At 68.8% G+C, this 24,026-nt stretch carries 23 protein-coding genes, 1 tRNA gene and 1 pseudogene; 13 read left to right on the top strand and 12 right to left on the bottom strand.

Annotated features, from left to right (window positions below; translation table 11 throughout):
* Window positions 1-256 precede the first annotated feature (256 nt).
* The gene (locus OG251_RS19565) at window positions 257-784 is read left to right on the top strand and encodes a peptidylprolyl isomerase (RefSeq protein ID WP_326678407.1); all 528 of its coding nucleotides are present in this window, start codon (window positions 257-259) and stop codon (window positions 782-784) included.
* A gap of 119 nt (window positions 785-903) precedes the next feature.
* On the top strand, window positions 904-1,812 hold the full coding sequence (locus tag OG251_RS19560) for a rhomboid family intramembrane serine protease (protein ID WP_326678406.1): 909 nt from the start codon (window positions 904-906) through the stop codon (window positions 1,810-1,812).
* Between the two features lie 249 nt (window positions 1,813-2,061).
* Here OG251_RS19560 and crgA read toward each other — a convergent pair whose 3' ends face one another.
* The gene (crgA, locus tag OG251_RS19555; protein WP_073727777.1) at window positions 2,062-2,316 is read right to left on the bottom strand and encodes a cell division protein CrgA; all 255 of its coding nucleotides are present in this window, start codon (window positions 2,314-2,316) and stop codon (window positions 2,062-2,064) included.
* A 141-nt stretch (window positions 2,317-2,457) separates the two neighbouring features.
* On the opposite strand from crgA, the gene OG251_RS19550 reads away from it, so the two are divergent.
* From OG251_RS19550 to OG251_RS19525, 6 genes are read left to right on the top strand one after another with little or no spacing between them, the layout of a single operon-like run.
* Window positions 2,458-3,225, top strand: coding sequence for a DUF881 domain-containing protein (locus OG251_RS19550; protein WP_326678405.1), 768 nt, complete (start codon window positions 2,458-2,460; stop codon window positions 3,223-3,225).
* Window positions 3,226-3,243: 18 nt separating this feature from the next.
* The gene (locus tag OG251_RS19545) at window positions 3,244-3,987 is read left to right on the top strand and encodes a class E sortase (RefSeq protein WP_326678404.1); all 744 of its coding nucleotides are present in this window, start codon (window positions 3,244-3,246) and stop codon (window positions 3,985-3,987) included.
* A gap of 56 nt (window positions 3,988-4,043) precedes the next feature.
* Window positions 4,044-4,232 (top strand): hypothetical protein, encoded by a 189-nt coding sequence (locus OG251_RS19540; RefSeq protein ID WP_266804682.1) that lies wholly within the window; start codon window positions 4,044-4,046, stop codon window positions 4,230-4,232.
* Window positions 4,229-4,867 (top strand): aminodeoxychorismate/anthranilate synthase component II, encoded by a 639-nt coding sequence (locus tag OG251_RS19535; RefSeq protein WP_326678403.1) that lies wholly within the window; start codon window positions 4,229-4,231, stop codon window positions 4,865-4,867. The genes OG251_RS19540 and OG251_RS19535 overlap by 4 nt, the downstream gene beginning before the upstream one ends.
* Window positions 4,864-6,234 (top strand): class E sortase, encoded by a 1,371-nt coding sequence (locus tag OG251_RS19530; RefSeq protein WP_326678402.1) that lies wholly within the window; start codon window positions 4,864-4,866, stop codon window positions 6,232-6,234. Before OG251_RS19535 ends, OG251_RS19530 begins: the two co-directional genes overlap by 4 nt.
* Before the next feature lie 27 nt (window positions 6,235-6,261).
* Entirely contained in the window at window positions 6,262-6,990 is a 729-nt protein-coding gene (locus tag OG251_RS19525; protein ID WP_326678401.1) for a class E sortase, read from the top strand.
* Window positions 6,991-7,143: 153 nt separating this feature from the next.
* Here OG251_RS19525 and pknB read toward each other — a convergent pair whose 3' ends face one another.
* The 6 genes from pknB to OG251_RS19495 form a co-directional block, all read right to left on the bottom strand.
* Window positions 7,144-9,111, bottom strand: a complete 1,968-nt coding sequence (gene pknB, locus OG251_RS19520) for a Stk1 family PASTA domain-containing Ser/Thr kinase (RefSeq protein ID WP_326678400.1) — start codon at window positions 9,109-9,111, stop codon at window positions 7,144-7,146.
* A 170-nt stretch (window positions 9,112-9,281) separates the two neighbouring features.
* On the bottom strand, window positions 9,282-10,736 hold the full coding sequence (locus OG251_RS19515; protein WP_326678399.1) for a peptidoglycan D,D-transpeptidase FtsI family protein: 1,455 nt from the start codon (window positions 10,734-10,736) through the stop codon (window positions 9,282-9,284).
* Window positions 10,733-12,133, bottom strand: coding sequence for an FtsW/RodA/SpoVE family cell cycle protein (locus OG251_RS19510; protein ID WP_326678398.1), 1,401 nt, complete (start codon window positions 12,131-12,133; stop codon window positions 10,733-10,735). Before OG251_RS19510 ends, OG251_RS19515 begins: the two co-directional genes overlap by 4 nt.
* Window positions 12,134-12,156: 23 nt before the next feature.
* Window positions 12,157-13,668, bottom strand: coding sequence for a Stp1/IreP family PP2C-type Ser/Thr phosphatase (locus OG251_RS19505; protein WP_326678397.1), 1,512 nt, complete (start codon window positions 13,666-13,668; stop codon window positions 12,157-12,159).
* A gap of 129 nt (window positions 13,669-13,797) precedes the next feature.
* A complete protein-coding gene (locus tag OG251_RS19500; protein WP_073727797.1) occupies window positions 13,798-14,316 on the bottom strand; it encodes an FHA domain-containing protein FhaB/FipA in 519 nt (172 codons plus the stop codon).
* Window positions 14,317-14,326: 10 nt separating this feature from the next.
* The gene (locus OG251_RS19495; protein ID WP_326678396.1) at window positions 14,327-15,202 is read right to left on the bottom strand and encodes a DUF3662 and FHA domain-containing protein; all 876 of its coding nucleotides are present in this window, start codon (window positions 15,200-15,202) and stop codon (window positions 14,327-14,329) included.
* Window positions 15,203-15,517: 315 nt separating this feature from the next.
* Here OG251_RS19495 and OG251_RS19490 point away from each other — a divergent pair.
* Both OG251_RS19490 and OG251_RS19485 read left to right on the top strand, forming a co-directional pair.
* Window positions 15,518-15,600: transfer RNA gene (locus tag OG251_RS19490), tRNA-Leu, on the top strand.
* A gap of 212 nt (window positions 15,601-15,812) precedes the next feature.
* Complete coding sequence (locus OG251_RS19485) at window positions 15,813-16,532, top strand: phosphatase PAP2 family protein (protein WP_326678395.1); 720 nt, start codon at window positions 15,813-15,815, stop codon at window positions 16,530-16,532.
* 194 nt (window positions 16,533-16,726) lie between these two features.
* Here the strand turns inward: OG251_RS19485 and OG251_RS19480 are convergent, their stop codons facing one another.
* Genes OG251_RS19480 through OG251_RS19470 form a run of 3 tightly spaced genes read right to left on the bottom strand, consistent with a single transcriptional unit; the run spans window position 16,727 to window position 19,447 of the window.
* Window positions 16,727-17,365 carry a response regulator gene (locus OG251_RS19480; protein WP_385890949.1) on the bottom strand — a complete coding sequence of 213 codons (639 nt, stop codon included), beginning with the start codon at window positions 17,363-17,365 and terminating at the stop codon, window positions 16,727-16,729.
* Window positions 17,366-17,417: 52 nt separating this feature from the next.
* Window positions 17,418-18,395, bottom strand: coding sequence for an NAD-dependent epimerase/dehydratase family protein (locus OG251_RS19475; RefSeq protein WP_326678394.1), 978 nt, complete (start codon window positions 18,393-18,395; stop codon window positions 17,418-17,420).
* Window positions 18,392-19,447, bottom strand: coding sequence for an AfsA-related hotdog domain-containing protein (locus tag OG251_RS19470; RefSeq protein ID WP_326678393.1), 1,056 nt, complete (start codon window positions 19,445-19,447; stop codon window positions 18,392-18,394). Before OG251_RS19470 ends, OG251_RS19475 begins: the two co-directional genes overlap by 4 nt.
* 472 nt (window positions 19,448-19,919) lie before the next feature.
* Here OG251_RS19470 and OG251_RS19465 point away from each other — a divergent pair, with 472 nt between their 5' ends.
* The gene (locus tag OG251_RS19465) at window positions 19,920-20,642 is read left to right on the top strand and encodes a ScbR family autoregulator-binding transcription factor (RefSeq protein ID WP_326678392.1); all 723 of its coding nucleotides are present in this window, start codon (window positions 19,920-19,922) and stop codon (window positions 20,640-20,642) included.
* A gap of 242 nt (window positions 20,643-20,884) precedes the next feature.
* Here the strand turns inward: OG251_RS19465 and OG251_RS19460 are convergent.
* A pseudogene (locus tag OG251_RS19460) lies at window positions 20,885-21,496 on the bottom strand (NAD(P)H-dependent oxidoreductase).
* Between the two features lie 195 nt (window positions 21,497-21,691).
* On the opposite strand from OG251_RS19460, the gene OG251_RS19455 reads away from it, so the two are divergent.
* Window positions 21,692-22,039, top strand: a complete 348-nt coding sequence (locus tag OG251_RS19455; protein WP_326678391.1) for a winged helix-turn-helix transcriptional regulator — start codon at window positions 21,692-21,694, stop codon at window positions 22,037-22,039.
* Window positions 22,040-22,111: 72 nt separating this feature from the next.
* Here the strand turns inward: OG251_RS19455 and OG251_RS19450 are convergent, their stop codons facing one another.
* Window positions 22,112-22,561, bottom strand: coding sequence for a MarR family winged helix-turn-helix transcriptional regulator (locus tag OG251_RS19450; protein ID WP_326678390.1), 450 nt, complete (start codon window positions 22,559-22,561; stop codon window positions 22,112-22,114).
* Between the two features lie 81 nt (window positions 22,562-22,642).
* On the opposite strand from OG251_RS19450, the gene OG251_RS19445 reads away from it, so the two are divergent.
* Complete coding sequence (locus tag OG251_RS19445) at window positions 22,643-23,884, top strand: hypothetical protein (RefSeq protein ID WP_326678389.1); 1,242 nt, start codon at window positions 22,643-22,645, stop codon at window positions 23,882-23,884.
* Window positions 23,885-24,026: the final 142 nt, after the last annotated feature.

Here is a 24,026-nt window from a genome sequence, read left to right as displayed (position 1 = left end):
CCCTGAGCGGCATGCGGGACAGGCATCCGGGTCATGGGCGTCTTCTTCGGGCAATGCGGTGCAAGCGGAGCGTGCCGACGACAATGCCACGGATCGGCCCTGTCCGCGTGGCTTCGGCGGGCATGTGGCCGCGGTCGTCCCGGCGGGGGTGCGCGGGCGGAGGGACGGCACCGTCGCCGCGCGGTGACAGCGCGACGGCGGGGGTGGGCCGTGCGAGGATCGGTCCACGCCAGTGAAGACTTACGGAAGGCAGATCGTGGCCGAGCAGCTTTACGCCACCTTGAAGACCAATCAAGGCGACATCGAGATCCGGCTTCTGCCGAACCACGCGCCCAAAACGGTCAGGAACTTCGTCGAGCTCGCCAAGGGCGAGCGCGAGTGGACCCACCCCGCGACCGGGAAGAAGTCCACGGACAAGCTGTACGACGGCACCGTCTTCCACCGGGTGATCAGCGGCTTCATGATCCAGGGCGGGGACCCGCTGGGCAACGGCACCGGCGGTCCCGGCTACGAGTTCGCCGACGAGTTCCACCCGGAGCTGGCGTTCACCAAGCCGTACCTGCTGGCCATGGCCAACGCGGGCCCGGGGACGAACGGTTCGCAGTTCTTCCTGACCGTGTCGCCCACCGCGTGGCTGACCGGCAAGCACACCATCTTCGGCGAGGTCTCCGGCGAGGCCGGCAAGAAGGTCGTGGACGCCATCGCGGCAACGCAGACCAACCCGCGCACCGACCGTCCGGTGCAGGACGTGGTGATCGAGTCGGTCGTCATCGAGACCCGCTGACGGTCCGGTCCCCCCGGGAACCAACCGCCCTGCTCGTCCGTACTGTTACATAGCGGACGAGTGGGGCGGCGGCATGTGCGCCGCCCTCATGACGAGGAGCGAGAGGCAGGCCAGGACCGATGGACCAGCAGCCGCCGGCAGACCAGGGCCCGTCCGGGGACAGCGGCGGCGCGCCGACCTGCTACCGCCACCCGGACCGGGAGACCGGAATCCGCTGCACGCGCTGCGACCGCCCGATCTGCACCGAGTGCATGGTCAACGCTTCCGTCGGTTTCCAGTGCCCGGACTGCGTACGCCAGGGCTCCGGCACGGGACACCATCCGGCCGCCAACCAGCCGCGTACGCTCGCGGGCGGCCGGGTCGCGGCCGACCCGAGGCTGGTCACCAAGGTCCTGCTCGGCATCAACCTCGCGGTCTTCGTGGCGGTCTGGGTCACCGGCCGCTCCTGGCTGGTGGACGATCTGATGCTGCTGGGCCGGGCCTGGGACCCCAGCCCGCCGCCGGGCAGCATCGAAGGGGTCGCCGAGGGCCAGTGGTACCGGCTGGTGACGTCGATGTTCCTGCACCAGGAGGTGTGGCACATCGCGTTCAACATGCTGGGGCTGTGGTGGCTCGGGGGTCCGCTGGAGGCCGCGCTCGGCCGCGGCCGCTATCTGGCGCTCTATCTGCTCTCCGGGCTCGCCGGCAGTGCCCTGATGTACTGGCTCGCGGCCCCGAACGAGGGCTCGCTCGGAGCCTCCGGAGCGGTCTTCGGGCTCTTCGGGGCCACCGCCGTCATGATGCGCCGGATGAACTACGACATGCGGCCGGTCCTGGTGCTGCTCGCACTGAACCTGCTCTTCACCTTCACCTTGGGCGGAATCGCCTGGGAGGCGCATGTCGGCGGTCTGGTCGCGGGCACGCTGATCGCGATCGGCATGGTGCACGCCCCGCGTGAGCGGCGTACAGCCGTGCAGTACGGGACCTGTGCACTGGTTCTGGTGGCGATCCTCGGGATCGTCCTCGCCAGGACTGCCGCGCTCACCTGAGCGGATCTCTGTCCTCCGCCCCCAAAGTTGTCCACAGTGTGCGCAGGATCTTGTGCATGGCAAGAGGAACATGTGTTCCCGTTGTCGCTGAACTGGGTTTTTCCCGCAGAAACAAGGGCTGCAGCCCCCCTCGATGAGGGAGGCTGCAGTCACACCGGCGTCAACATCGGCGGAAGTTATCCACAGATCGTCTGACCTTTTCCCCCACCTGTGGATAACTCTGTGGGTAACTTCAGGGCAGGGCTTGCGTTACTTCCACTGGGTCGATACGCCGAAACCGCCGGCGATGAAGCCGAAGCCCACGACGATGTTCCAGTTGCCCAGGGCGTCGATCGGCAGATCGCCCTCGGTCACGTAGAAGATCACGATCCAGGCCAGCCCGATCAGGAAGAGGGCCAGCATCACCGGCGCCACCCAACTGCGGTTGGTCAGCTTTATGTTGGTTGCCTGCTTCGCCGACGGCGGCGTGAAGTCGGCCTTCTTGCGGATACGTGACTTCGGCACGAGGAACTCTCCTGTCGATGCGCTGCGTGACCGCGCAGGGATCTTTGGCTGGCGCCGGGGCGAGGCGCGAGGGGGAATGCTGCCTCCCCCGGGCGTCCGTTAGCGTAGTGCTTCCATGGCGCCTGAGGAGATAAGGGTACGTTGAGCAATTCTGCCGACTCTCCTGACGGCCCGGCCCGGCACACCTCCAAGTGGCCCGTCCGGGGGCTCACCGCTGCTGTTTTCGCCCTGGCCGGACTGATCTTCGTCACCAGCGCCAACACGGCCAAGGGCACGAACATCCGCAGCGACTCCTCGCTGCTCAAGCTCTCCGACCTGATCAAGGAGCGCAGCCAGAACAACGCCGAGCTCAACGAGTCGACCGCGACCGTGCGCGAGGACATCGACGCCCTGGCCCAGCGCGACGACGGCAGCACGAAGGCCGAGGACGCCAAGCTCAAGGCCCTGGAGAAGGCGGCCGGCACCACGAAGATCACCGGTGAATCCGTCAGCGTGACGCTCAACGACGCGCCCCCGGACGCCACCGCGAACCCGGGTTACCCCGACCCCCAGCCCAATGACCTGGTCATTCACCAGCAGGACCTCCAGGCCGTCGTGAACGCGCTGTGGCAGGGCGGGGCCCGCGGCATCCAGGTCATGGACCAGCGGCTGATCTCCACCAGCGCGGTCCGCTGCGTCGGCAACACGCTGATCCTGCAGGGCCGGGTCTACTCCCCGCCCTACAAGGTCACCGCGGTGGGTGACCAGGGCAGGCTCAGGCAGGCGCTCAACGACTCCACGGCGATCCGGAACTACCAGCTGTACGTGAAGGCGTACGGGCTCGGATGGAAAGTCGAGGAGGACAGGGCGGTGACTCTTCCCGGCTACTCGGGCACAGTGGATCTCCACTACGCGCAGCCTGTGGAGTAGCCCCGGGGAGGCCGGCCGGTGACGGTGCGACTGATCGTCAGAACGTTCAGCGAACTCTGCATCACCGTCGGCACGCTGATCGTCCTCTTCGTGGTCTACGTGCTCTTCTGGACCGGGGTGAAGGCCGCCGGTGCGACGGAGGGGCAGATCGACACCCTCCAGAACCAGTGGGCGCAGGGTGCCGTGCCCGGCCCCACGCCCGACACCGGCCCCGGACGCGGTCCCACGCCCGCCCCCGGCCCCGACACGGCGCCCGCGGCCCCGCCCCCGTCGAAGGACCGGGAGGCGTACCGCGGCGGAAAGCCGTTCGCGATGATGTACATCCCCCGCTTCGGCACCGGCTGGGAATGGCCCGTCCTGGAGAACACCGAGGTCAGGACCCTTCAGAAGGGGCTCGGGCACTACAGCGGGACCGCCCGCCTCGGTGATACGGGCAACTTCGCGGTGGCCGGGCACCGCCGGACGTACGGCGACCCGTTCAAGGACTTTCCGAAGCTGCGTTCCGGGGACGCGGTGGTGCTGACGGACGGGACGACCTGGTTCACGTACCGCATCGCCTCCAGGCCCTACCGGACCGTGCCCGGCGACACCGCGGTCATCGACCCCGTCCCCCGGAAGTCGGGGTTCGACGGGCCGGGGCGCTATCTGACGCTGACCACCTGCGAGCCCGAGTGGGGCAGCAGCCACCGGCTGATCGCCTGGGCGCATCTGGACTCCACCCGGCCTGTGACGGACGGCAGGCCGGCAGCTTTCCACAGCTGACCCACGGCCAGGCCCCGGCCCTTTAGTCTGGTGCCGTACCGAATGGAGGGGTCAGCATGTACGGCTGGATCTGGCGGCATCTGCCGGGCAACGCGTGGGTGCGGGGTGCCATCTCGCTCGTGCTGGTCCTGGCCGTCGTCTACGCGCTGTTCCAGTACGTCTTCCCGTGGGCGGAGCCACTGCTTCCGTTCGGTGACGTGACGGTCGACGGCGAAGGCACCAGCGGAGCGGGGACCGGTCAGTGAGCGCACGCATCCTTGTCGTGGACAACTACGACAGCTTTGTCTTCAACCTCGTCCAGTACCTCTACCAGCTCGGCGTGGAGTGCGAGGTGCTGCGCAACGACGAGGTGACGACGGCACACGCCCAGGACGGCTTCGACGGCGTCCTGCTCTCGCCGGGTCCCGGCACCCCCGAGCACGCCGGTGTCTGCGTCGAGATGGTGCGGCACTGCGCGGAGACCGGGGTTCCGGTCTTCGGTGTCTGCCTGGGGATGCAGTCGATGGCGGTCGCGTACGGCGGCGTGGTGGACCGCGCCCCGGAGCTGCTGCACGGGAAGACCTCCCTCGTGACCCACGGGGGCAAGGGAGTGTTCGCGGGTCTGCCGTCCCCGTTCACGGCGACGCGCTACCACTCGCTCGCCGCCGAGCCGGGCGCGCTGCCCCCTGAGCTGGAGGTCACCGCCCGTACGGCGGACGGCATCATCATGGGCCTGCGCCACCGGGAACTGGCGGTGGAGGGCGTGCAGTTCCACCCCGAGTCGGTGCTCACCGAGCACGGTCACCTGATGCTCGCCAACTGGCTGGAGCAGTGTGGTGACGAGGGAGCCGTCGCGAGGTCGGACGGGCTCGCGCCGGTGGTGGGCAAGGCCGCCGCGTGACCCCACTCCGCCCCGAACCGGAAGCCGGACAGGAGGGCCCGTACGCGCAGGGAGCGGACGGGGCCGACGGCGCGTTCGAGGCGGCGGTCGACAAGCTCGCGGACCCGCTGAACGATCCGCTTCCGGGGCAGCACGCCTCGCCGTGGTTCCGGGCGGACAACATCCCCACGGATCAGCCGGGGCGCCCGGTCCACCCGGCGCCACGGCAGCAGGAGACGACGCAGCAGGCGCACCAAGGGCCTCAGGGCGGCCAGGACGCCCCGAGCGAGTGGTACGACCCCGAGGGCTACCAACGGGACTGGTACGGGCGGCAGGGGCCCCCCGCACCCGCTCCTGCACCGGTTCCGGCCCCGGCCCCCGCGCCCTCCCCCGCCGCGGTGCCCGAGCCGGCTCTTCGCCCGGCCGACGACGAGACCGTCGGTCTGAGGACAGCCGATACCCGGCGCATGACGGCGGTCGACCGGGACGGGCGTGAGCCGCGGCTCGGGCAGGAGTCCGCACAGGATCCGGAACCGACGCCGGTGCCGTCCGAACCCCGCACCGGAGGGCGTGCCGAGCGCCGCAAGGCCGCCAAGGGGCGTGGCAGACGCCGCCCCGGACCGCAGCCGGACCCGGCAGCGGGCACCGCGGACCCTGCCGTACCGGCCGTTCCCATGACGCGCCTGGAGGCACGGCGCGCGGCGCGTGCGGCCAAGGACAGCCCCGCGGTCGTCGCCAGCCGGGTCGTGGGCGAGGTGTTCATCTCGCTGGGGGTGCTGATGCTGCTGTTCGTCACCTATCAGCTGTGGTGGACCAACATCCGCGCCGATCAGATAGCCGGCAAGGAGACGAGCAAGATCCAGGACGACTGGGCGAAGGGGGAGCGCAGTCCCGGTGTCTTCGAGCCCGGCCATGGATTCGCGATCATGTATATCCCCAAGCTCGACGTGGTCGCGCCGATCGCCGAGGGCATCAGCAAGGAGAAGGTCCTCGACCGCGGCATGATCGGCCACTACGGCGAGGGCAAGCTGAAGACGGCGATGCCGTCCGACGAACAGGGCAACTTCTCGGTGGCGGGACACCGGAACACCCACGGAGAGCCGTTCCGCTACATCAACAAGCTGAGCCCCGGCGACCCGATCGTGGTCGAGACGCAGGACGCTTACTACACGTACGAGATGACCAGCGTTCTTCCCCAGACCTCGCCGTCCAATGTCTCGGTGATCGGGCCGGTGCCGCCCGGTTCGGGCTTCAAGGGGCCCGGCCGGTACATCACCCTGACGACATGTACGCCGGAATTCACGAGTACGTACCGTTTGATCGTCTGGGGCAAGATGGTCGACGAACGGCCGCGCAGCAAGGGAAAGCCCGACGCGCTCGTGGGCTGAACATCATCACGACAGGGGACGGGTGCGGTGGCAGCGAGGACCGAGCACGAAGAGCGGACCGACGAGTCCGCGCCCCCGGCGCGGAGCAGGGGCCGCCATCCCGTCGCGACGGCCGTCAGCGTCTTCGGTGAACTGCTGATCACCGTGGGCCTGGTGCTCGGCCTCTTCGTCGTCTACTCCCTGTGGTGGACGAACGTGCTCGCCGACCGTGAGGCCGACAAGCAGGGCAACACGGTCCGCGACAGCTGGGCGGACGGTCCGGGTGCCCTGGACACCAAGGACGGCATCGGCTTCCTGCACGTACCCGCCATGAAGAACGGCGAGGTGCTGGTCAAGAAGGGCACCGACACCAAGACCCTGAACAACGGCATCGCCGGTTATTACACGGACCCGGTGAAGTCGGCACTGCCCTGGGACGAGAAGGGCAACTTCACGCTGGCGGCGCACCGGGACGGTCACGGTGCCAAGTTCCACAACATCGACAAGGTGCGGACGGGTGACGCGGTCGTCTTCGAGACCAAGGACACCTGGTACGTCTACAAGGTGTACAAGGAGCTCCCGCAGACCTCGAAGTACAACGTCGAGGTGATCCAGCCGGTGCCGAAGGAGTCGGGCGTGAAGAAGCCCGGCCGCTACATCACGCTGACGACCTGCACCCCGGTCTACACCTCGAACTACCGCTACATCGTGTGGGGCGAGCTGGAGCGTACGGAGAAGGTCGACAAGGACCGTACGAAGCCGGCGGAACTGCGCTGAGCCCCGTACCGAGACCGCCCGTACAGAGGCGGCTTTCGTACAGAGACCGCCCCGTACGGAGAGCGTCCCCCCGTACAGCGAACGGCCCCGTACCGCGAACGGCCCCGCACACCGGTGAGGTGTGCGGGGCCGTTCGCTGCGCTGTCGGCAGGGTCAGCGTCGGAAGCCGGAGGGGCCGCCGAAGATGCCGTTGCCGCCGTCCTGTGCGGTGAAGAGCGTGACCTTGCTGTTCTTGTCCACCTGGGTGTTGGGCCCGGGGTTGCTCGTGACCACCTTGGCGTTGGGGTCGTCGGACGAGCCCGGGGCCAGCTCGACCATCAGCCCCATCCCCTCCAGCTGGGCCTTGACCTCCTGGAAGGTCTTCCCCGCGATGTCGCCGGGAATGGCGACCTTCTCGGGTACCGCAGGACCCTTGGAGACCTTCAGGACGATCTGGACGTCCTTCGCCGCCTTGCTGTCCCGCTCGGGGGTCTGCTCGGTGACCTGGCCGGCCGGCTCGTTGGAGTCGACGTCGGTGCGGGAGATGTTGGTGAAGCCGAGGTTCCTGAGCTGGGACTCCGCGTCCGCGAAGGACCTGCCGACCACGCCGGGCACGTTCTGTGTCGCCTTCTTGGCGATCGTGATCGTGACCTCGGACTCCTTGGCGGCCTTCGAGCCGCCGTCGGGCTTCTGGTCGATGACGGTGTTCTCGGTCTTCTCGGACTCGACGGTCTTGACGGTGACCGTGAAGCCCTTGTCCTCCAGGGCCTGGCGGGCGCCGTCCTCCGACTTCTCCATGACGTCGGGGACCTCGACCTTCGGCGCCCCGGTGGAGACGACGACCGTGACGGTCCCCTTCTGCTCCACCTCGCCGCTCTCCGGTGTCTGGCTGCAGATCAGGCCCTTGTCCTGGGTCTCGCAGGGCTCCTTGGCGCCGATCTTGAGAACGACGTCGGCGCGGTCCGCGAGTGTCTGCGCCTCCTTGACCGTGGAGCCGACCATGTTCGGCACGCTGACCTTGCCGTCGTCGGCGGTGGGGCCGAAGACGGAGCGGCCGATCAGGATCGCGCCGATGAGCACCAGGATGCCCGCGACGATCAGCAGGATCGTCGAGGTGTTGCTCTTCTTCTGACGGCGGCGGTCCGGGCGGTCGTCGTAGCCGTAGCCGTCGTCCGGGCCCACCGGCGGCAGCATGGACGTCTGCCCGCTGTTCGGGTCGGCCTGGCGCAGCGCGGTCGTGGGCTGGTCGTGGTCGTAACCGCCGTAGCCCACCCCGCCCATCGCCGCCGTGGCCGCGACCGGCTGGCCGTCGAGGCATGCCTCGATGTCGGCCCGCATCTCGTCGGCGGACTGGTAGCGGTAGTCGGGGTCCTTGGTGAGGGCCTTCAACACGATCGCGTCCATCTCGGGCGTGATCTCGGGGTCGAAGTTGCTCGGCGGCTGGGGCTCCTCCCGCACGTGCTGGTAGGCCACGGCGACGGGCGAGTCCCCGACGAACGGTGGCCGCACCGCGAGGAGTTCGTAGAGCAGGCAGCCGGTGGAGTAGAGGTCGGAGCGTGCGTCGACCTGCTCGCCCTTGGCCTGCTCGGGGGAGAGGTACTGGGCGGTGCCGATGACCGCCGAGGTCTGGGTCATCGTCATGCCGGAGTCACCCATGGCGCGGGCGATGCCGAAGTCCATGACCTTGACCTGCCCGGTGCGCGTCAGCATGACGTTCGCCGGCTTGATGTCACGGTGGACGATCTGGGCGCGGTGCGAGTACTCCAGCGCCTGGAGGATGCCGACCGTCATTTCGAGCGTGCGCTCGGGCAGCAGTCTGCGACCGGAGTGCAGCAGCTCCCTGAGCGTCGACCCGTCGACGTACTCCATCACGATGTACGGGATGGAGACCCCGTCGACGTAGTCCTCGCCGGTGTCGTAGACAGCGACGATCGCGGGGTGGTTGAGCGAGGCGGCCGACTGGGCCTCACGGCGGAACCGGGCCTGGAAGGACGGATCGCGGGCGAGATCGGCCCGGAGCGTCTTCACAGCTACGGTGCGGCCGAGCCGGGTGTCGTGCGCGAGGTAGACCTCGGCCATGCCACCACGGCCGAGCACCGAGCCCAGCTCGTACCGGCCGCCGAGGCGACGCGGCTCTTCCATAACTGTTCCAGCCCTCTCCGTCAGTCCCGACCGCACCCGTGTGTGGTCCGGCGGTGCGCTGTTCGCGCATACGCTACCGGGCACGCGCTACGTGATCGGCCCGCACCCGTCAGCTGATATCTGACCGGTATCCCGATGTCCGGTTATGGCGGTCGCTGTGACGGGACTCACTACTTGCTGTCGATGACCGCCTTCATCACATCGCGCGCGATCGGGGCGGCCAGACCGCCACCGGAGATGTCGTCCCGGTTGGCCTGACCGTCCTCGACCACGACGGCGACGGCGACCGGGGAGCCGTTGTCGGTCTTCGCGTAGGAGATGAACCAGGCGTACGGCTTCTCGCTGTTGTTCAGACCGTGCTGGGCGGTACCGGTCTTGCCTCCGACAGTGACGCCGTTGATCCGGGCGTTGGTTCCCGTGCCGTTCTTGACGACGGTCTCCATCATCTGCTGGACCTTCTGGGCGTTCTCCCCCGAGAGCGGCTGGCTGAGCTGCTCCTTCTTGTGGGTGTAGATGACGTCCAGGTTGGGCGCCTGGCGCTCGGCGACCATGTACGGCTGCATGAGCTTGCCGTCGTTGGCGATGGCGGAGGCCACCATGGCCATCTGGAGCGGGGTGGTGCGGTTGGACGCCTGGCCGATGCCCGCCATGGCGTTCTGCGGCCTGTTGTCCTTGGGGTAGATGCTCGCGTCGGCGCGGACCGGAGTGAAGACTTCCTTGTTGAAGCCGAACTTGTCCGTCTGCTCGATCATCTTGTCGTTGCCGAGGTCGTCGCTCATCTTGCCGAACACGGTGTTGCACGACCAGCGGAGCGCTTCCCGGAGCGAGGCGTTCTCACACGGGATGTTGCCCTCGTTCGTCAGCGGCTGGGTCGACTGCGGAAGCGTCCAGGGCAGCGGGGATTTCGTCTTCTCGTCGATGCTGTCGTAGAGGCCGTTCTCCAGCGCCGCGGCGGCGGTGACGACCTTGAACGTCGAACCCGGCGGGTAGGTCTCGCGCAATGCCCGGTTGAGCATCGGCTTGTCCTTGTCCTTCAGGAGCTTCTGCCGGGCGTCCGAGTCCTTGAGCGAGTTGCCCGCGAAGACCGAGGGGTCGTACGAGGGGGTGCTCGCCAGGGCGAGGATGGCGCCGCTCTGCGGGTCCAGGGCGACGACGGCGCCCTTCTTGCCGCCGAGCCCCTTGAAGGCCGCCTTCTGCGCGGCACCGTTCAGCGTGGTGACGATGTTGCCGCCGGTCTTCTTGTCGCCGGTGAACATCGACAGCGTCCGGTCGAAGAACAGCTGGTCGTCGTTGCCCGTGAGGATGCCGTCCTCAAGGTTCTCCAGCTGGGAGGAGTCGAAGGCCTGCGAGGAGTACCCGGTGACGGGAGCCCACAGGGGCCCGTTCTTCCAGACCCGCTTGAACTTGAAGTCGCTGTCGGTGGTTTCGACGGATCCGGTGACCGACTTGCCGTCCACGATGATGTCGCCGCGCTCATGGGCGTACCGCTCTATCTGTACGCGGCGGTTGTACTTGTGGCTGTTCAGCTCGTCGGCGCGGACGTACTGGAGCCAGTTGTCCCGGATCAGCAGGGCGAGGACGAGCAGCCCGCAGAAGATCGCGATCCGGCGCAGAGGCTTGTTCACGGTCGGACCACCTGGGTCATCTCGGCGTCGGGTGAGGGGGCTGGGGCCGGGGCGGGACGGCGGGCGGTGTCGCTGATCCGGATCAGGATGCCGATCAGCGCCCAGTTGGCGATCACGGACGAACCGCCTGCCGCGACGAACGGCATGGTCATACCCGTCAGCGGGATGAGGCCCATGACGCCGCCGGCGACGACGAAGACCTGGATGGCGAACGAGCCGGAGAGTCCGATCGCGAGGAGCTTGCCGAACGGGTCACGGGCGGCGAGCGCCGTACGGACACCGCGTTCGACGATCAGACCGTAGATGAGCAGGAACGCCATCATCCCGGCCAGCCCGAGTTCCTCGCCGACGGTGGCGAGGATGAAGTCGGAGTTGGCGGCGAAGCCGATCAGGTCGGAGTTGCCCTGGCCGAGCCCGGTGCCGAGGGTGCCGCCGGAGCCGAAGGCCATCAGGGACTTGGCCATCTGCTCGCTCGCGTCCTCCTTGCCCCAGCCCGCGAACGGGTCGAGCCAGGCGGTGACGCGATCCTGGACGTGCGGTTCGAACGAGGCGACGCCGACCGCGCCGGCCCCGGACATCAGCAGACCGAAGACGATCCAGCTGGTGCGCTCGGTGGCGACGTACAGCATGACGACGAACATGCCGAAGAACAGCAGCGAGGAACCGAGGTCGGTCTCGAAGACCAGGATCAGGATCGAGAACGCCCAGACCATCAGGATCGGTCCGAGGTCACGGCCGCGCGGCAGGTACAGCCCCATGAAACGGCGGCTGGCCAGCGCCAGCGCGTCGCGCTTCACCATCAGATAGCCCGCGAAGAAGATGGTAATGATGATCTTGGCGAACTCACCGGGCTGGATCGTGCCGACACCAGGGATCTTGATCCAGATCTTGGCGCCGTTCACCGCGGGGAAGAACATCGGCAGGATCAGCAGGAACAGGGCCACGACCATGGAGATGTACGTGTAGCGCTGAAGGATGCGGTGATCCTTGAGGGCCACCAGCACCACCACGAGCAGTGCCACGCCCACGGCCGAGAAGAGCAGCTGCTTCGAGGCCGCCGGGACGAAGGTGTCCAGCGCCTGGAAGCGCGGGGACTGGTCGAGGCGCCAGATGAGCGCGAGTCCCAGCCCGTTCAGCACGGTGGCCAGCGGCAGCAGCAGCGGGTCCGCGTACGGCGCGAACTTGCGGACCACGAGGTGGGCGACCCCGCCGAGCAGGGCGAGCCCGATTCCGTATCCGAGCATGCCGGAGGGCAGCTCGCCGTTGAGGGCGAGGCCCACGTTGGCATAGGCGAACACCGAGATGAAGACGGCGAAGACCACCATCATCAGCTCGGTGTTGCGGCGGCTCGGTGCGTCGATCGCGCCGATGGTGGTCGTGTTGGTGACAACGCTCATGGTGCTGAAGGCCCCCTACGGCTTTACTGCTTACCGCACTGCGGGACCAGCTTCTTCTCTTCCTCCGAGAGGCTGGGGCCGGGAGTGGGAGTCGCTGCGGTCGGCTTGGTCGCGGTGCTGGCGGACGTGGAGGACGTGGCGGAAGTCCTGGTGGCGGGGGCACCGGCGGTGCCGCCCGCCTCGCCCTCGCCGGTGCGGGCATTGCTGTCCGCCTCGGCCGCGCGGCGCTGCGCGTCCTTCTTGCAGGCGGATGCCTGGGCGGCGAGTTCGCCGACCTTCTTGCGGGCGTCGGCGATGCTGCCCTCGGCGATGGTCGCCTCGACCTGCTTGCGCTGGTAGGGCGGGAGGTACTTGAGCTCGATCTCGGGGTGGTCCTTCTCGATCTTCGAGAGCGAGACCCACGCGAGGTCCTGGCTGATGCCGCGGAACATCGCGACGTTCTCGTTCTTCGTGCCGACGTAGTACTGGGTCTGGGTCCAGCGGTATCCGCCGTACAGCCCGCCGCCGACGACGGCCAGCGCCAGGACGACGTACAGGGACCTCTTCAGCCACCTACGGCCACCGGGTTTGACGAAGTCTTCGTCGGTGTACGAGTCGAAGTCGTCGTCGGGCATGCCACCGTAGCCGGTGTCCCCGCTGCCGGGGGGGCCGAAGCCGCCCGAGGGCGGCGGGACGGGGCGGCCGAGACCGGCCGCGCGCCCGGCGGGGGTCTGCATGGCCCCGTCGTCGTTCAGCTGGGCGGCCTGGTTCTCGGCGACGGCTCCGACGATGACCGGGGTGTCGTTGAGCTGCGCGGCCAGGGTGTCGTTGCTGTCGACGTCCAGGACGTCGGCGACGATGCAGGTGATGTTGTCGGGACCGCCGCCGCGCAGAGCGAGCTGGATGAGGTCCTGGATGGTCTCCTGCGGGCCCTGGTAGCTGGCGAGGGTCTCTTCCATCGTCTGGTGTGAGACGACGCCCGAGAGGCCGTCGGAGCAGATCAAGTAGCGGTCGCCGGCCCTGACTTCACGGATGGAGAGGTCGGGCTCGACGTGGTCGCCGCTGCCCAGCGCCCGCATCAGCAAGGAGCGCTGCGGGTGGGTGGTGGCCTCTTCCTCGGTGATCCGGCCCTCGTCGACGAGCCGCTGCACCCAGGTGTGGTCCTGGGTGATCTGCGTCAGCACCCCGTCGCGCAGCAGATAGGCGCGGGAGTCGCCGACGTGGACCAGGCCCAGGCGCTGCCCGGTCCAGAGCAGGGCGGTGAGCGTGGTGCCCATGCCCTCCAGCTGGGGGTCCTCCTCGACCATCATGCGCAGCTGGTCGTTGGCCCGCTGGACCGCCGTACCGAGCGAGGTGAGGATGTCGGAGCCGGGGACGTCGTCATCGAGCTGGACGAGGGTGGAGATCACCTCGGAGCTGGCGACCTCCCCGGCCGCCTGGCCGCCCATGCCGTCGGCGATGGCGAGAAGGCGGGGGCCGGCGTAGCCGGAGTCCTCGTTGCCTTCCCGGATCATGCCCTTGTGCGATCCGGCGGCGAAGCGCAGGGACAGACTCATGCGCACCTCGCCCGTCGGCTCGGGGTACAGCCGGTCTCGAGCCACACTGCCCACCCTCCGGTCGGGAGCCGGGCAGCGTCCGTCGTCAGGACCGCCGCGGCTCGCTCGCTCCGCTCGCTCATTGTCGTACTACTTCCGCAGCTCGATGACGGTCTTGCCGATACGGATCGGCGCGCCCAGCGGAACAGGTGTCGGGGTGGTGAGTCGGGTCCGGTCGAGATACGTGCCGTTGGTGGACCCGAGATCCTCGACGATCCACTGGCCGTCACGGTCCGGGTAGATCCTGGCATGCCTGCTGGACGCGTAGTCGTCATCCAGCACGATCGTCGAATCGTGCGCGCGGCCCAGGGTGATGGTCTGGCCCTGGAGCGCGACCGTGGTGCCCGTGAGGGTGCCCTCGGAGACGACGAGCTTGGTGGGTGCCCCGCGGCGCTGGCGCCCGGGTTGCTGACGCTGCGGTGGCGGCGCCGTCTGCTGTTGTTGGCGTGCCTGTTGCGGGCGCGCGTCGGCGGCAGTGCGGCGTGAGCCGCGCTGCGTGACGCGCGTTCCGAACAGGTCGCTGCGGATGACCTGGACGGCCACGATCACGAACAGCCACAGAACAGCCAGGAAACCTAGCCGCATGACCGTCAGGGTCAGCTCTGACATTGCCCCCGCTTCACCCTTCGGCTTGCCGGTAAACGATGGTGGTGCTACCCACGACGATCCGCGAGCCGTCGCGGAGCGTAGCGCGGGTTGTGTGCTGCCCGTCTACCACGATGCCGTTGGTAGACCCGAGATCCTGGATCGTCGAGGGCGTTCCGGTCCGGATCTCGCAGTGCCGACGCGATACGCCGGGATCGTCGATCCGCACGTCGGCGTCGGTGCTGCGTCCCATCACCAGCGTCGGACGGGAGATCTGATGGCGGGTGCCATTGATCTCGATCCAGCGCCGTACCTGGGCGTCCGGCAGGGAGCCGGGCGCGGTCGGCGGGCGCCGGTCGGTCGAGGTGCCCGGGGGCCGTCCGGTGCCGGGCGGCGGGGCCGCGGGCATCGGCGGAGCGGCGCTCGGGGGGTAGCCGTAGCCGCCGGTGCCCTGCGGGGCGGCGGGCCGCCCGGGCCGCTGCGGCTGGGCGGACGCGGGGCCGCCGTGCTGGCCCTGCGGGTCATGCTGTGACGAACTCGATGCCAGGGTGCGGCTGCGTACCCGGTAGAGCCCGGTGTCGAGGTCGTCGGCCTTCTCCAGATGGACCTTGATCGGGCCCATGAAGGTGTAGCGCTGCTGCTTGGCGTAGTCGCGTACGAGGCCGGAGAGCTCGTCGCCGAGCTGGCCCGAGTACGGACTGAGCCGCTCGTAGTCGGGCGGGCTGAGCTCGACGATGAAGTCGTTCGGGACGACCGTCCGCTCACGGTTCCAGATCGTCGCGTTGTTGTCGCACTCACGCTGGAGGGCACCCGCGATCTCGACCGGCTGCACCTCGGACTTGAAGACTTTGGCGAAGGTGCCATTGACCAGACCTTCGAGACGCTGCTCGAAACGCTTCATGACTCCCATGGGGCACCTCCTCCGGTGTCGTCGTCCCTGTACTGCTTACTGATCGTATCCACGCGTCGGGAAATCGGCTGGTTCCCCTTGTCTGCCCAGTGGATGAGTGTCACCCCTCACACGGATCGTAGAGGTGGCTCCCTGACAGTGTCCCGCACACGGGGTGCTCTCTGAAGGAGTGGGTGCGCCCGCTCCGCGTTCCCGCTTCCCCACCTGGGATCGGCGAAACAACGGATGTGAATCCACCCTGTCCAGCGTGCTAATCTTCCGGATGTCGCCAGGCGCTCGCACCACACGGTGGGAGAGCCCGGAAACACCACTCATGCGCGAGTGGCGGAACGGCAGACGCGCTGGCTTCAGGTGCCAGTGTCCTTAGGGACGTGGGGGTTCAAATCCCCCCTCGCGCACAAAGAGAGCCCCCGCTTCGGAGAGATCCGGAGCGGGGGCTTCTTCGTTGTACGGCTGTGATCTTGCCGCCGCCCCGACGAAAGTCGGGGTGGTGCCCTGCCGGAAGAGGGGCGACCGGTTCCTTCGGTGGGATGTGTCCGCATCCGGCCGGACCTTACGTTCCGAATGACCGGAGAACGTGGGAATCGGCGTGCGGAGAACGACACCCCTTATGTACATCGACACAGCGCACAGCATCACGGCGCACAGCGCCACAGGGCTCGGCGGTACGGCGCTCGGCGTCACCGGGTTCAGCGGTACGGCGTACCCGGAAGCGGCCGGTCCGCCGCAGAAGGCGGGACCCGACTACGGAGTCGGGGTGTACCGCGGGATCACGGAGTGGGCGGCAGGGACTCCCGAGTGGCTTCAGAAGCTGGGGGAGGCCGTCACCGAGGGCGGGATACTCGTCTTCGTCGCCCTCTTCGTCCTTCAGTGGTGGAGGGCCCGCAGGCGCGACGACCGGACCCTGGCACTGGCCCTGCTCGGTCCGGTGGCGGTGGCGGTGGTCTACGCGCTGAGCGAGATCATCAAGGTCTGGCTGCACGAGGAGCGCCCCTGCCGGGACATTCCGGGTGTCACGGCGATCGCGGAGTGCCCGGAGCCGGGTGACTGGTCGTTCCCCAGCAACCATTCCGTCATCGCGGCCGCGTCGGCGATGGCCCTGGTCGTCTCCTGGCGCGTCATCGGACTGCTGGCGGTGCCTCTGGCGGTGCTGATCGCGCTGTCCCGGGTGTACGTCGGCGTCCACTATCTGCACGACGTGGCGGCCGGCTTCCTGCTCGGCGCGGTGGTCGCGCCGCTGCTGATGGCGGTCCTGGCGGTACCCGGAACCCGGGCGGTGAGCAGGTTCCGCAGGGCCCGCGGCCGGCGGGGCACGGGGATCGCGGCGTGAGCTGAAGGACGGCCGCCGCCGGGGCTCGGGGGCTCGCGGCTCCGGCGGCGGAGTGCCCGGGCGGTGAGGCGCCGGGGCTCCGGGGTGGCGGGGGTGCCGGGGTTCCTGGGGAGCGGGGGCGCCGGGGCCTCGGTGTTCCAGGGCTCCGGGGTGGCGGGCGTCGGTGTGCCGGGGCTCCGGGACGGTGGGGGCGTTCAGTCCTTGTGTTCGATCAGCCCGGACTCGTACGCGACGATGGCGGCCTGGACCCGGTTGCGTACCCCGAGACCGGTGAAGATGGCGCTCACATAGCTCTTCACGGTGCCCTCCACGACGTGGATCCGCCGGCCGATCTCGGCGTTGGACAGCCCGCCGCCCAGCAGGGCGAGCACTTCCCGTTCCCGGGCTGTCAGCGCGGTGACCCGCTCGTGCAGCGACGCCAGGCGTACGTCGCGGTGCCGGGCCGAGCCGCGGTTCAGCTCCGCGATGACGTGCTGTGCCACCTTCGCGGAGAGGCAGGAGGCACCGGCCGCGGCGGTGTGCACGCCGGCCAGCAGCTCCCGCGGGTCACCGGACTTGAGCATGAAGCCGCTGGCGCCGCCGCCGAGAGCCCGGCTCACGTACTCGTCCTCGGAGAACGTCGTCAGTACGAGTACGGAGGTGCCGGGCGCGGCGCGCTTGATCTCCTCGGTGGCGGTGAGACCGTCCATGACCGGCATACGGATGTCCATCAGGACGACGTCCGGCCGGTGTTCCAGGGTCAGCGCGACGGCCTCCCGCCCGTCCCCCGCCTCGGCCACGACCTCGATGGCGGGGTCGGCGGCGAGGACGGCCCGCAGACCGGCCCGGATCATCGTCTCGTCGTCGGCCAGGATGAGCTTGACGGTGGTGATGGATGGCTCCTCTTCAGCGGGGCACGGGGGCCGTGCGGGACAGGACGTTCCGGTACCACTCGCCGTGTCCGCCCAGCCGTGCCGTGAGTCCCGGGCCACTGGAGCAGCCGGTGCTCCCCCACAGGGGGGACCGGTACCAGCGGTCCTCCGTCATCATCCGGGCCTGGCGGACGCCGACGGCCCCGGGGGTCCGTCCGAGCCGTTCCAGGTACTCGGGCGTCGGCAGGCTCGCCGTGGGCAGCGGCAGTCCCGCGGTACGGGCGAGAGCCGTCACCAGGTCGCGCAGGGCGACCGGTTCCGGGTGGCCCGCGTGGTGGACGCCGGGGGGCGGCGGAGCGGGGGACAGCGCCAGCGAGGTCACCAGCCGGGCCAGGTCCTCGACCGCCACGAGCGACATCAGGGCGGTGCCGCCGTCGGGCAGCGCGGGGACCCTGTGCAGGAGCTCGGCGATGGCCGGGACCACCCAAACGTCGCCCCGCCCGTACACGAAGGGGGGCCGCAGGATCGTTCCTCCGGCGGCCAGCACGGCCTGTTCGGCCAGCAGCCTGGTGCGGCTGACCTCGGACGCGGGGGCGGGCGGCCGCGTGGCCTCGGACAGGCCGCGGTGCGGGCCGGCTCCGTAGACGGCGGTGGTGCTGATGTGGATGATCCGGCGGACCCCGGCGCGGGCCGCCTCGTCGAGCAGGGCCCGGGTGCCGGCGTCGTTGACCGCGCTGCAGGCGGAGTCGTCCGGACCCACGTAGGACGCGCAGTGCAGGAGCGTGTCCACCTGGTCACAGGTGCCGTGCAGCGAGGCGGGGTCGGTGAGGTCCGCGACGAGGTACTCGACGCCCGGAGCCGCCGGACCGGTGCGAGCGGGGTCCGGACGGCGTCGGGCCAGCGCCCTCAACGGGGCGGGGGGCTCGGGAAGGTGGCGGCTCAACGCCCGTACGACAGCGGAGCCGATGAATCCGGTGCCACCGGCCACCAGGATCCCGCCAGGGCCCGTCACGGGCGTACGGGAAGGTCGTGGCGGGCTGCCGGTTTGACGTCCTGCACGAGCAGGAGGGCGAGGGCGGCGACCTCATTGTCCTGATACATGGTCACTTCTATCGGTATCCGGCCGTCGGGCTGCTCCGCCCCGACCTCCGTGCTGACGGTGCAGGGGCGGTCGAGTTCGACGTACCGCCGGAACTCCGCGTTCATGGACGGCACGAGGGCGTGTTCGAGGCCCGCGGCGAGCTGGGCGGCCTGGCGCATGGCTTCGATGATGCCCCGGCCGGGCAGGTGGTCGCTCTGGCTGTCGAAGATGACGGGGTGGTGCCGGTCGGCGCGCAGCTGCCAGGCGGCGGTACGGGGGGTGCCGGCGGGCCGTGCGCCGCTCCAGGGGGCGGCAGGGGGGGTGGGCGCGGTGTCCAGGGGCGCCGCGGGGGCGTGCGACGGGGTCGTGGTGTTCAGGGGGGACGCGGAGTCGAAGGGGGACAGCATGACGTCCTGGTCGTTCTCCTTGCCCACGAGGGTGGGCGGGATCGCGGTTCGTGGTGCGACGGCCGGCACCGGAGCATCATGCGCGTCCGATACATCCGATGCGTCCGGGAGGCCCGGGCGCAGCCGTCGATAGGCGGCGGCGGAGAGGCAGTTCGCGGAGGCCGCGCCCGTGCCGATCCGCAGATGGCCGGAGAACAGCTCCATGTCTATGTGAATCGTGGCCAGTCGACGGCCGCGCAGGGTGACCTCCGGGCTGCGTATGACCGCTTTCGTAGGGGTCGGTGGCCCGCCGGGCCTGCGGAGATCGTGGAAGGACTCGTAGCGCAGGTTCCAGAGCAGGAACTGGTCGTCCATCGGCGCCTCGAAGACCTCGTGCGCCAGTACGGTGCCCGCCTGCCGGACTGTCTCCGCTATCAGCATGGGGTTCTCCTGTCCCAGAACTGAGCTGAACAGCGCGTGTGTCGTTGGCCATTGGACGGTGAACAGATACGTGTCAGCATCGGCTCGGCCGAAGTGCGTCAGCAGGACATCGGCCTCGTCGGACCGGTGCACGAGGTGCGGCGGCACGGGACTCATGACTGACGGCTCACCGGTGAGGGGTGTGCGGGTGCGTATGTTCTGGTCTGCCGGAGCGGCGAGTGCGGTCACGTGATCTGTCCCCTTTCACGTCGTAGGAGCCGGACGGCTCCCACGGCCCTGCAAATCCAAACCATCTGGCCGGTTTATTTATGCAATGAGTCTGCTCGCGAGTGGTAGTTGATGCTATGGGAGAAAGCGCTCAACTTGCGTGCTGACGAGTGCGCAAACCCCTTGACCAACCGGAACAAGAGGGTTTTTCACACGTCAGAAGGGGTAGGGGGGCAGCGCGTTGGGCGACGCCTCGGCATACTGCGACAACGTGCGTTGGACGCTTATGGTCCAGTGCGTAAACAGACCGTTGGTCGGTTAGAGTGAAGTGCTTGCATACGCTGACTACTGATGCTGGATTGACGGTTGCTCGGTTGCTCGGCGCGACGGCCGAGCACACAGAACGTCCCGGAGGCAAGAGATGGCGAAGCAGGCTCGCGCGGTGCAGACGAGGCGTTCGATCGTGGAGGCAGCGGCGAGTGTCTTCGACGACTACGGGTACGAGCGTGCCGCGATCTCGGAGATCCTCCGCCGTGCAAAGGTCACCAAAGGGGCCTTGTACTTCCACTTCGCGTCCAAGGAAGCCATCGCCCAGGCGATCATGGATGAGCAGACCGCCACGGTGGACCTGGTGGAGGACGGCTCACCGCTCCAGTCGCTGGTGGACGGCGGTCAGCAGTTCGCCTTCGCACTGCGCCACGACTCGATGGCGCGGGCCGGTACTCGTCTCTCCATCGAGGGCGTATTCCTCGGCGGTCCGCATCCATGGAGCGACTGGATCGCGGCGACGTGCCGGATGCTGGAATTGGGCAAGGAGCGCGGAGAGGTGCTCCCCCAGGTGGACCCACTGGTTTCGGCCGAAGTCATCGTCGCGTCGTTCACCGGTATTCAGCTGATTTCGGAGGCTAATTCCGGACGGGCCGACCTGCGTGAGCGCGTGGCCCAGATGTGGCGCCATATTCTGCCGTCCATCGCTCATCCCGGTGTCATCGTGCATATCAAGCCGGAGGGCCGGGTGGACCTGGCCGCGCAGGCGCTTGAGAGAGAGCGGCTGGAGGCCGAGGAGAGCGCGGCGGGGGCGGCGGCCCCTGTGGGTGCCGCTGTCGGCGAAGCGGTCGGGGCGTCTGTCGGCGCGGCCGGCTGAGCGGTCGGCTCAGTCTGCTTGAGGGGCGCCTGTCCGAGGGCGCGGTGCGCCGTTTCACGTGAAACGCCCGAATCGTAGGGCGCACGAGGTTTTAGCCACACGAGGTTGTAGCCACACAGGGCTGTAGCCACACAGGGCCGCGGGGCTCATTCGAGCCCCGCGGCCCTGTTATGTCAGGCGATCGGTCGCGCAGGCCGCTGGGCCGGCGGCGTGAGCGCGCCGCCGGCCCAGCGGTCGCGGTGTCAGGCGGCCAGTCGGCTCGCGAGGGCTTTCGCCTTCTGCGCGGCTTCGTCGAGAGCCTTGGCGCGGGACTTCACGGCGAGCGGTATCAGCTCGGCCATCTCGGGCTTGGAGTGCGCCAGTGTCAGCTCCGGAACGATGAAGTCGACCTCGACGGAGAACATCCCCGTCAGCACCTTCTCCAGGTAGTTCGTGACGAACTCGAAGTCCTCGCGCGGAGTGCCGGGGGCGTACGAACCGCCACGGCTCGCGACGACGGTGACCGGGACCCCTGGGACAGGGCTGTCGGATCCGGCGTTGTGGCCGACGATGATCACTTGGTCCAGCCATGCCTTCAGCGTGGACGGGATGGAGAAGTTTTACATGGGCGCGCCGATCAGGACGGCGTCCGCGGCGGCCAGCTCATCCGCCAGTTCCCGTCGCAGCGGGTCATCGGCACCGGCGGCCACTGCCGCGGCGTCCAGGTGGGGAAGCGGTGCGGCGGCGAGGTCGCGGTAGACGACCTTGCCCTCCGGGTGCTGTTCGCGCCAGGTCTCCACGAACGCCGAGGTGACGTCGCGGGAGGCGGAACCCTCGGGGAAGACGGCGGAATCGAGGTGCAGAAGTGTGGCCATAGAGGTCTCCACAGGTATGGGGGATCGAGAGGCGCGGGCCGGTGGGTCCGTCGTCGGCCATCCGTCGCGAGTGGCGCGGGCGGGTGGTGCGGACGCGGATCTGTCGACCGAGCGCTAATTTTTCGTGTGTACCTAGGAATACCATAGTCCCTTACTTTTCGTAAGCACCTCACGAGGGCGCAGTACTCTGGGGGTATGGCGGATCACAGCGAGCAGACCTGTCGGCGGGTCGACGTGGGCATCACTCGCGTCTTCGAGCTGTTCGGCAAGCGCTGGACCGGTCCGATCGTTTCGGTGCTGATGCGGCAGTCGGTGCACTTCGCGGATCTGCGGCGCGCGATTCCGGGCATCAGTGAGCGCATGCTCTCGGACCGGCTGTCCGAGCTGGGGGCTGCCGGTCTGGTGGTGCGTGAGGTCGACGAAGGTCCGCCGCTGCGCGTCTCGTACCGCCTGACGGATGCCGGGGCTGCGATGGAGCCGGCCCTCAAGGAGCTCGGGCGCTGGGCGGACGTGTATCTGCCGGGCGGGGATTCCAACTGCTGACGGCTCCGCTGCGGGAGCCCGCCGGGGTGCCCGGGGCGCCTGTCGCGGAGACGTCCGGGCTGTTCGGGATGCCTACTGCGGGGCTGGGTCGCCGGTCGAGTTGTAGCGCAGGAGGTAGTCCGCGAACCGGGTGAGGTCTTCCGCGGTCCAGTCGGCCAGCCGCTCCTGATAGGCGGCCCGACGGCTCGCCTGGGTGGAGGCGAGGGCCTGCGTGCCGGCTTCGGTGGGGTGCAGCACCTGGATCCGGTGATCCGTGGGGTCCGGGTGGCGCTCGACCAGGCCGAGCTTCTCCAGGGTCGAGATCTGCCGGCTGACGGTTGATTTGTCGAGCATGTAGTGAGCGGCCAGGTCGGTCGCACGGCAGCCGTGCTGGTCGTCGATGTGCGCGAGCAGGGTGTACGACACCAGCGGCAGTTCGGGGTGGAGCCGTGCCGCCGCCGCGCGGGCGCGGCGCGCGAAGGCGGTCAGCTCACGCTGGATGACGTCCAGCGACTTCTCACGCTCTCCGGGGGTGCCTGGCACGGATTCACCTTCCTCGAAATTTCAGTTGTATAGTACAACGGAACTAGGAGTTGTAAAAGCCAACCATTGGAGATCGTCCAGATGTCCGCAGGCCCGAGTACCGCTTCCGGCGCCACCGCCGGCGCGCTGCGTCATGTGCTGACCCACCTCGTCACCCCGCTGCTGATGTGCGTCGGCATGGGGCTCGCTTATCTGGGGGCCTTCCACGCCCCTGAACCACACGATCTGCGCGTGGACGTGGTCGGCTCCGGGCCGAGCGTCCAGGTGCTGGCGCAGACCCTTCAGGACACGGGGGACGGCGCACTGGACGTGCGTACCGTCGCCGATCGTGATGCGGCCGTGGACCACCTGGATACACAGGCGAGTTACGGTGCGTACGTGCCGGGGAAGAGCCCCGAACTGCTGGTGGCCACCGCCTCGTCGGACACCAGCGCCACGGTGGTGCAGAAGGTCTTCACCGAGGTCGCGGCCGGCCAGGGTGCCCCGCTGAAGGTGACGAACGTGGCGCCGACGGCGGACGGCGATCCGACCGGGCAGGGCATCTTCTTCCTGCTGGTCGCGATCAGCATCGGGTCGTACGCGTCGGTCGCGGTGATCGGCGGCGCGGGCGGTGCGCTGGCGCTCCGGATCAGGGCCGCGCTGGTGGCGGGCGCCTCGCTCGTGGTGAGCCTGGTCGGCGCTGTGTTCGCGGGGCCGCTGTTCGGTCTCGTGGACCACGGGCTCGGCGGTCTGTGGGCGATGGCGTGGCTCTACTCCGCCGGAATCCTGCTCGTCGGTGTCGGGCTGCACACCTTCCTCAAGCGTTGGACGACGCTCGGGGTGATGGTGCTGTTCGTCATGCTCAACTTCACCAGCTCCGGCGGCATCTTCCGGCCCGAGTTGCAGCCCGGTTTCTTCGGCTCCCTCCACGCCTTCTGGAACGGCGCGGGCTTCGTCGAGGGCGTGCGGAGCCATGTCTACTTCGACGGTCATGCGCTCGGCGGGCATGTGCTGGTGCTCGTGCTGTGGTTCGTGGCGGGTCTGGCCGTGATGGGAGCCGCGGGTCTGGCCGAGGCCCGGAAGCGGGCAGCTGCTCCGGTGGAGTCCGGGGTGGGGGCAGGTACGGGGACGAGTTCGACGACTGCGGGGGCGGAGACGGGTTCGGGGGCGCGGGCGGACGCCGGGCCTGCGGGATCCGGTTCCGAGTCCGTTTCCGAGTCCGTTTCCGATTCCGGTTCCGGTTCCGGTTCCAGGAACGGTTCCGGGGGCGTGGCCGGGGTGTCCCGCACGGGGGACCAGCGCGAGGAGCTGGAGGAAGAGCTGGAGGAGGCGGTCGGCGTCTGACCTGGACAGTGAGTTGTCCACAGGCCGAGTCGCGGGTTGTCCACAGGGGCGGACGGGTTTCGGGGAACGGCTGTACCGTCGTGGTCGATTGATGGTGGGACGACAGCCGGACAAAGGTGGGGGAGGCGGCGCGCCATGGGCG

The sequence above is a fragment of the Streptomyces sp. NBC_01237 genome, assembly GCF_035917275.1.
Classification (GTDB): Bacteria; Actinomycetota; Actinomycetes; order Streptomycetales; family Streptomycetaceae; genus Streptomyces.
The sequence above is the reverse complement of the archived record's forward strand: the minus strand, read 5'-3'. Positions and strand labels throughout refer to the sequence as shown.

Coding starts and splice junctions, on each gene's coding strand:
- OG251_RS19560 (WP_326678406.1), top strand. CDS start 904: ATGGACCAGCAGCCGCCGGCAGACCAGGGCCCGTCCGGGGACAGCGGC.
- OG251_RS19470 (WP_326678393.1), bottom strand. CDS start 19,447: ATGAGTCCCGTGCCGCCGCACCTCGTGCACCGGTCCGACGAGGCCGAT.
- pknB (WP_326678400.1), bottom strand. CDS start 9,111: ATGGAAGAGCCGCGTCGCCTCGGCGGCCGGTACGAGCTGGGCTCGGTG.
- OG251_RS19455 (WP_326678391.1), top strand. CDS start 21,692: ATGGCGGATCACAGCGAGCAGACCTGTCGGCGGGTCGACGTGGGCATC.
- OG251_RS19540 (WP_266804682.1), top strand. CDS start 4,044: ATGTACGGCTGGATCTGGCGGCATCTGCCGGGCAACGCGTGGGTGCGG.
- OG251_RS19510 (WP_326678398.1), bottom strand. CDS start 12,133: ATGAGCGTTGTCACCAACACGACCACCATCGGCGCGATCGACGCACCG.
- OG251_RS19505 (WP_326678397.1), bottom strand. CDS start 13,668: ATGAGTCTGTCCCTGCGCTTCGCCGCCGGATCGCACAAGGGCATGATC.
- OG251_RS19465 (WP_326678392.1), top strand. CDS start 19,920: ATGGCGAAGCAGGCTCGCGCGGTGCAGACGAGGCGTTCGATCGTGGAG.
- OG251_RS19500 (WP_073727797.1), bottom strand. CDS start 14,316: ATGTCAGAGCTGACCCTGACGGTCATGCGGCTAGGTTTCCTGGCTGTT.
- OG251_RS19480 (WP_385890949.1), bottom strand. CDS start 17,365: ATGATCCGGGCCGGTCTGCGGGCCGTCCTCGCCGCCGACCCCGCCATC.
- OG251_RS19495 (WP_326678396.1), bottom strand. CDS start 15,202: ATGGGAGTCATGAAGCGTTTCGAGCAGCGTCTCGAAGGTCTGGTCAAT.
- OG251_RS19485 (WP_326678395.1), top strand. CDS start 15,813: ATGTACATCGACACAGCGCACAGCATCACGGCGCACAGCGCCACAGGG.
- OG251_RS19445 (WP_326678389.1), top strand. CDS start 22,643: ATGTCCGCAGGCCCGAGTACCGCTTCCGGCGCCACCGCCGGCGCGCTG.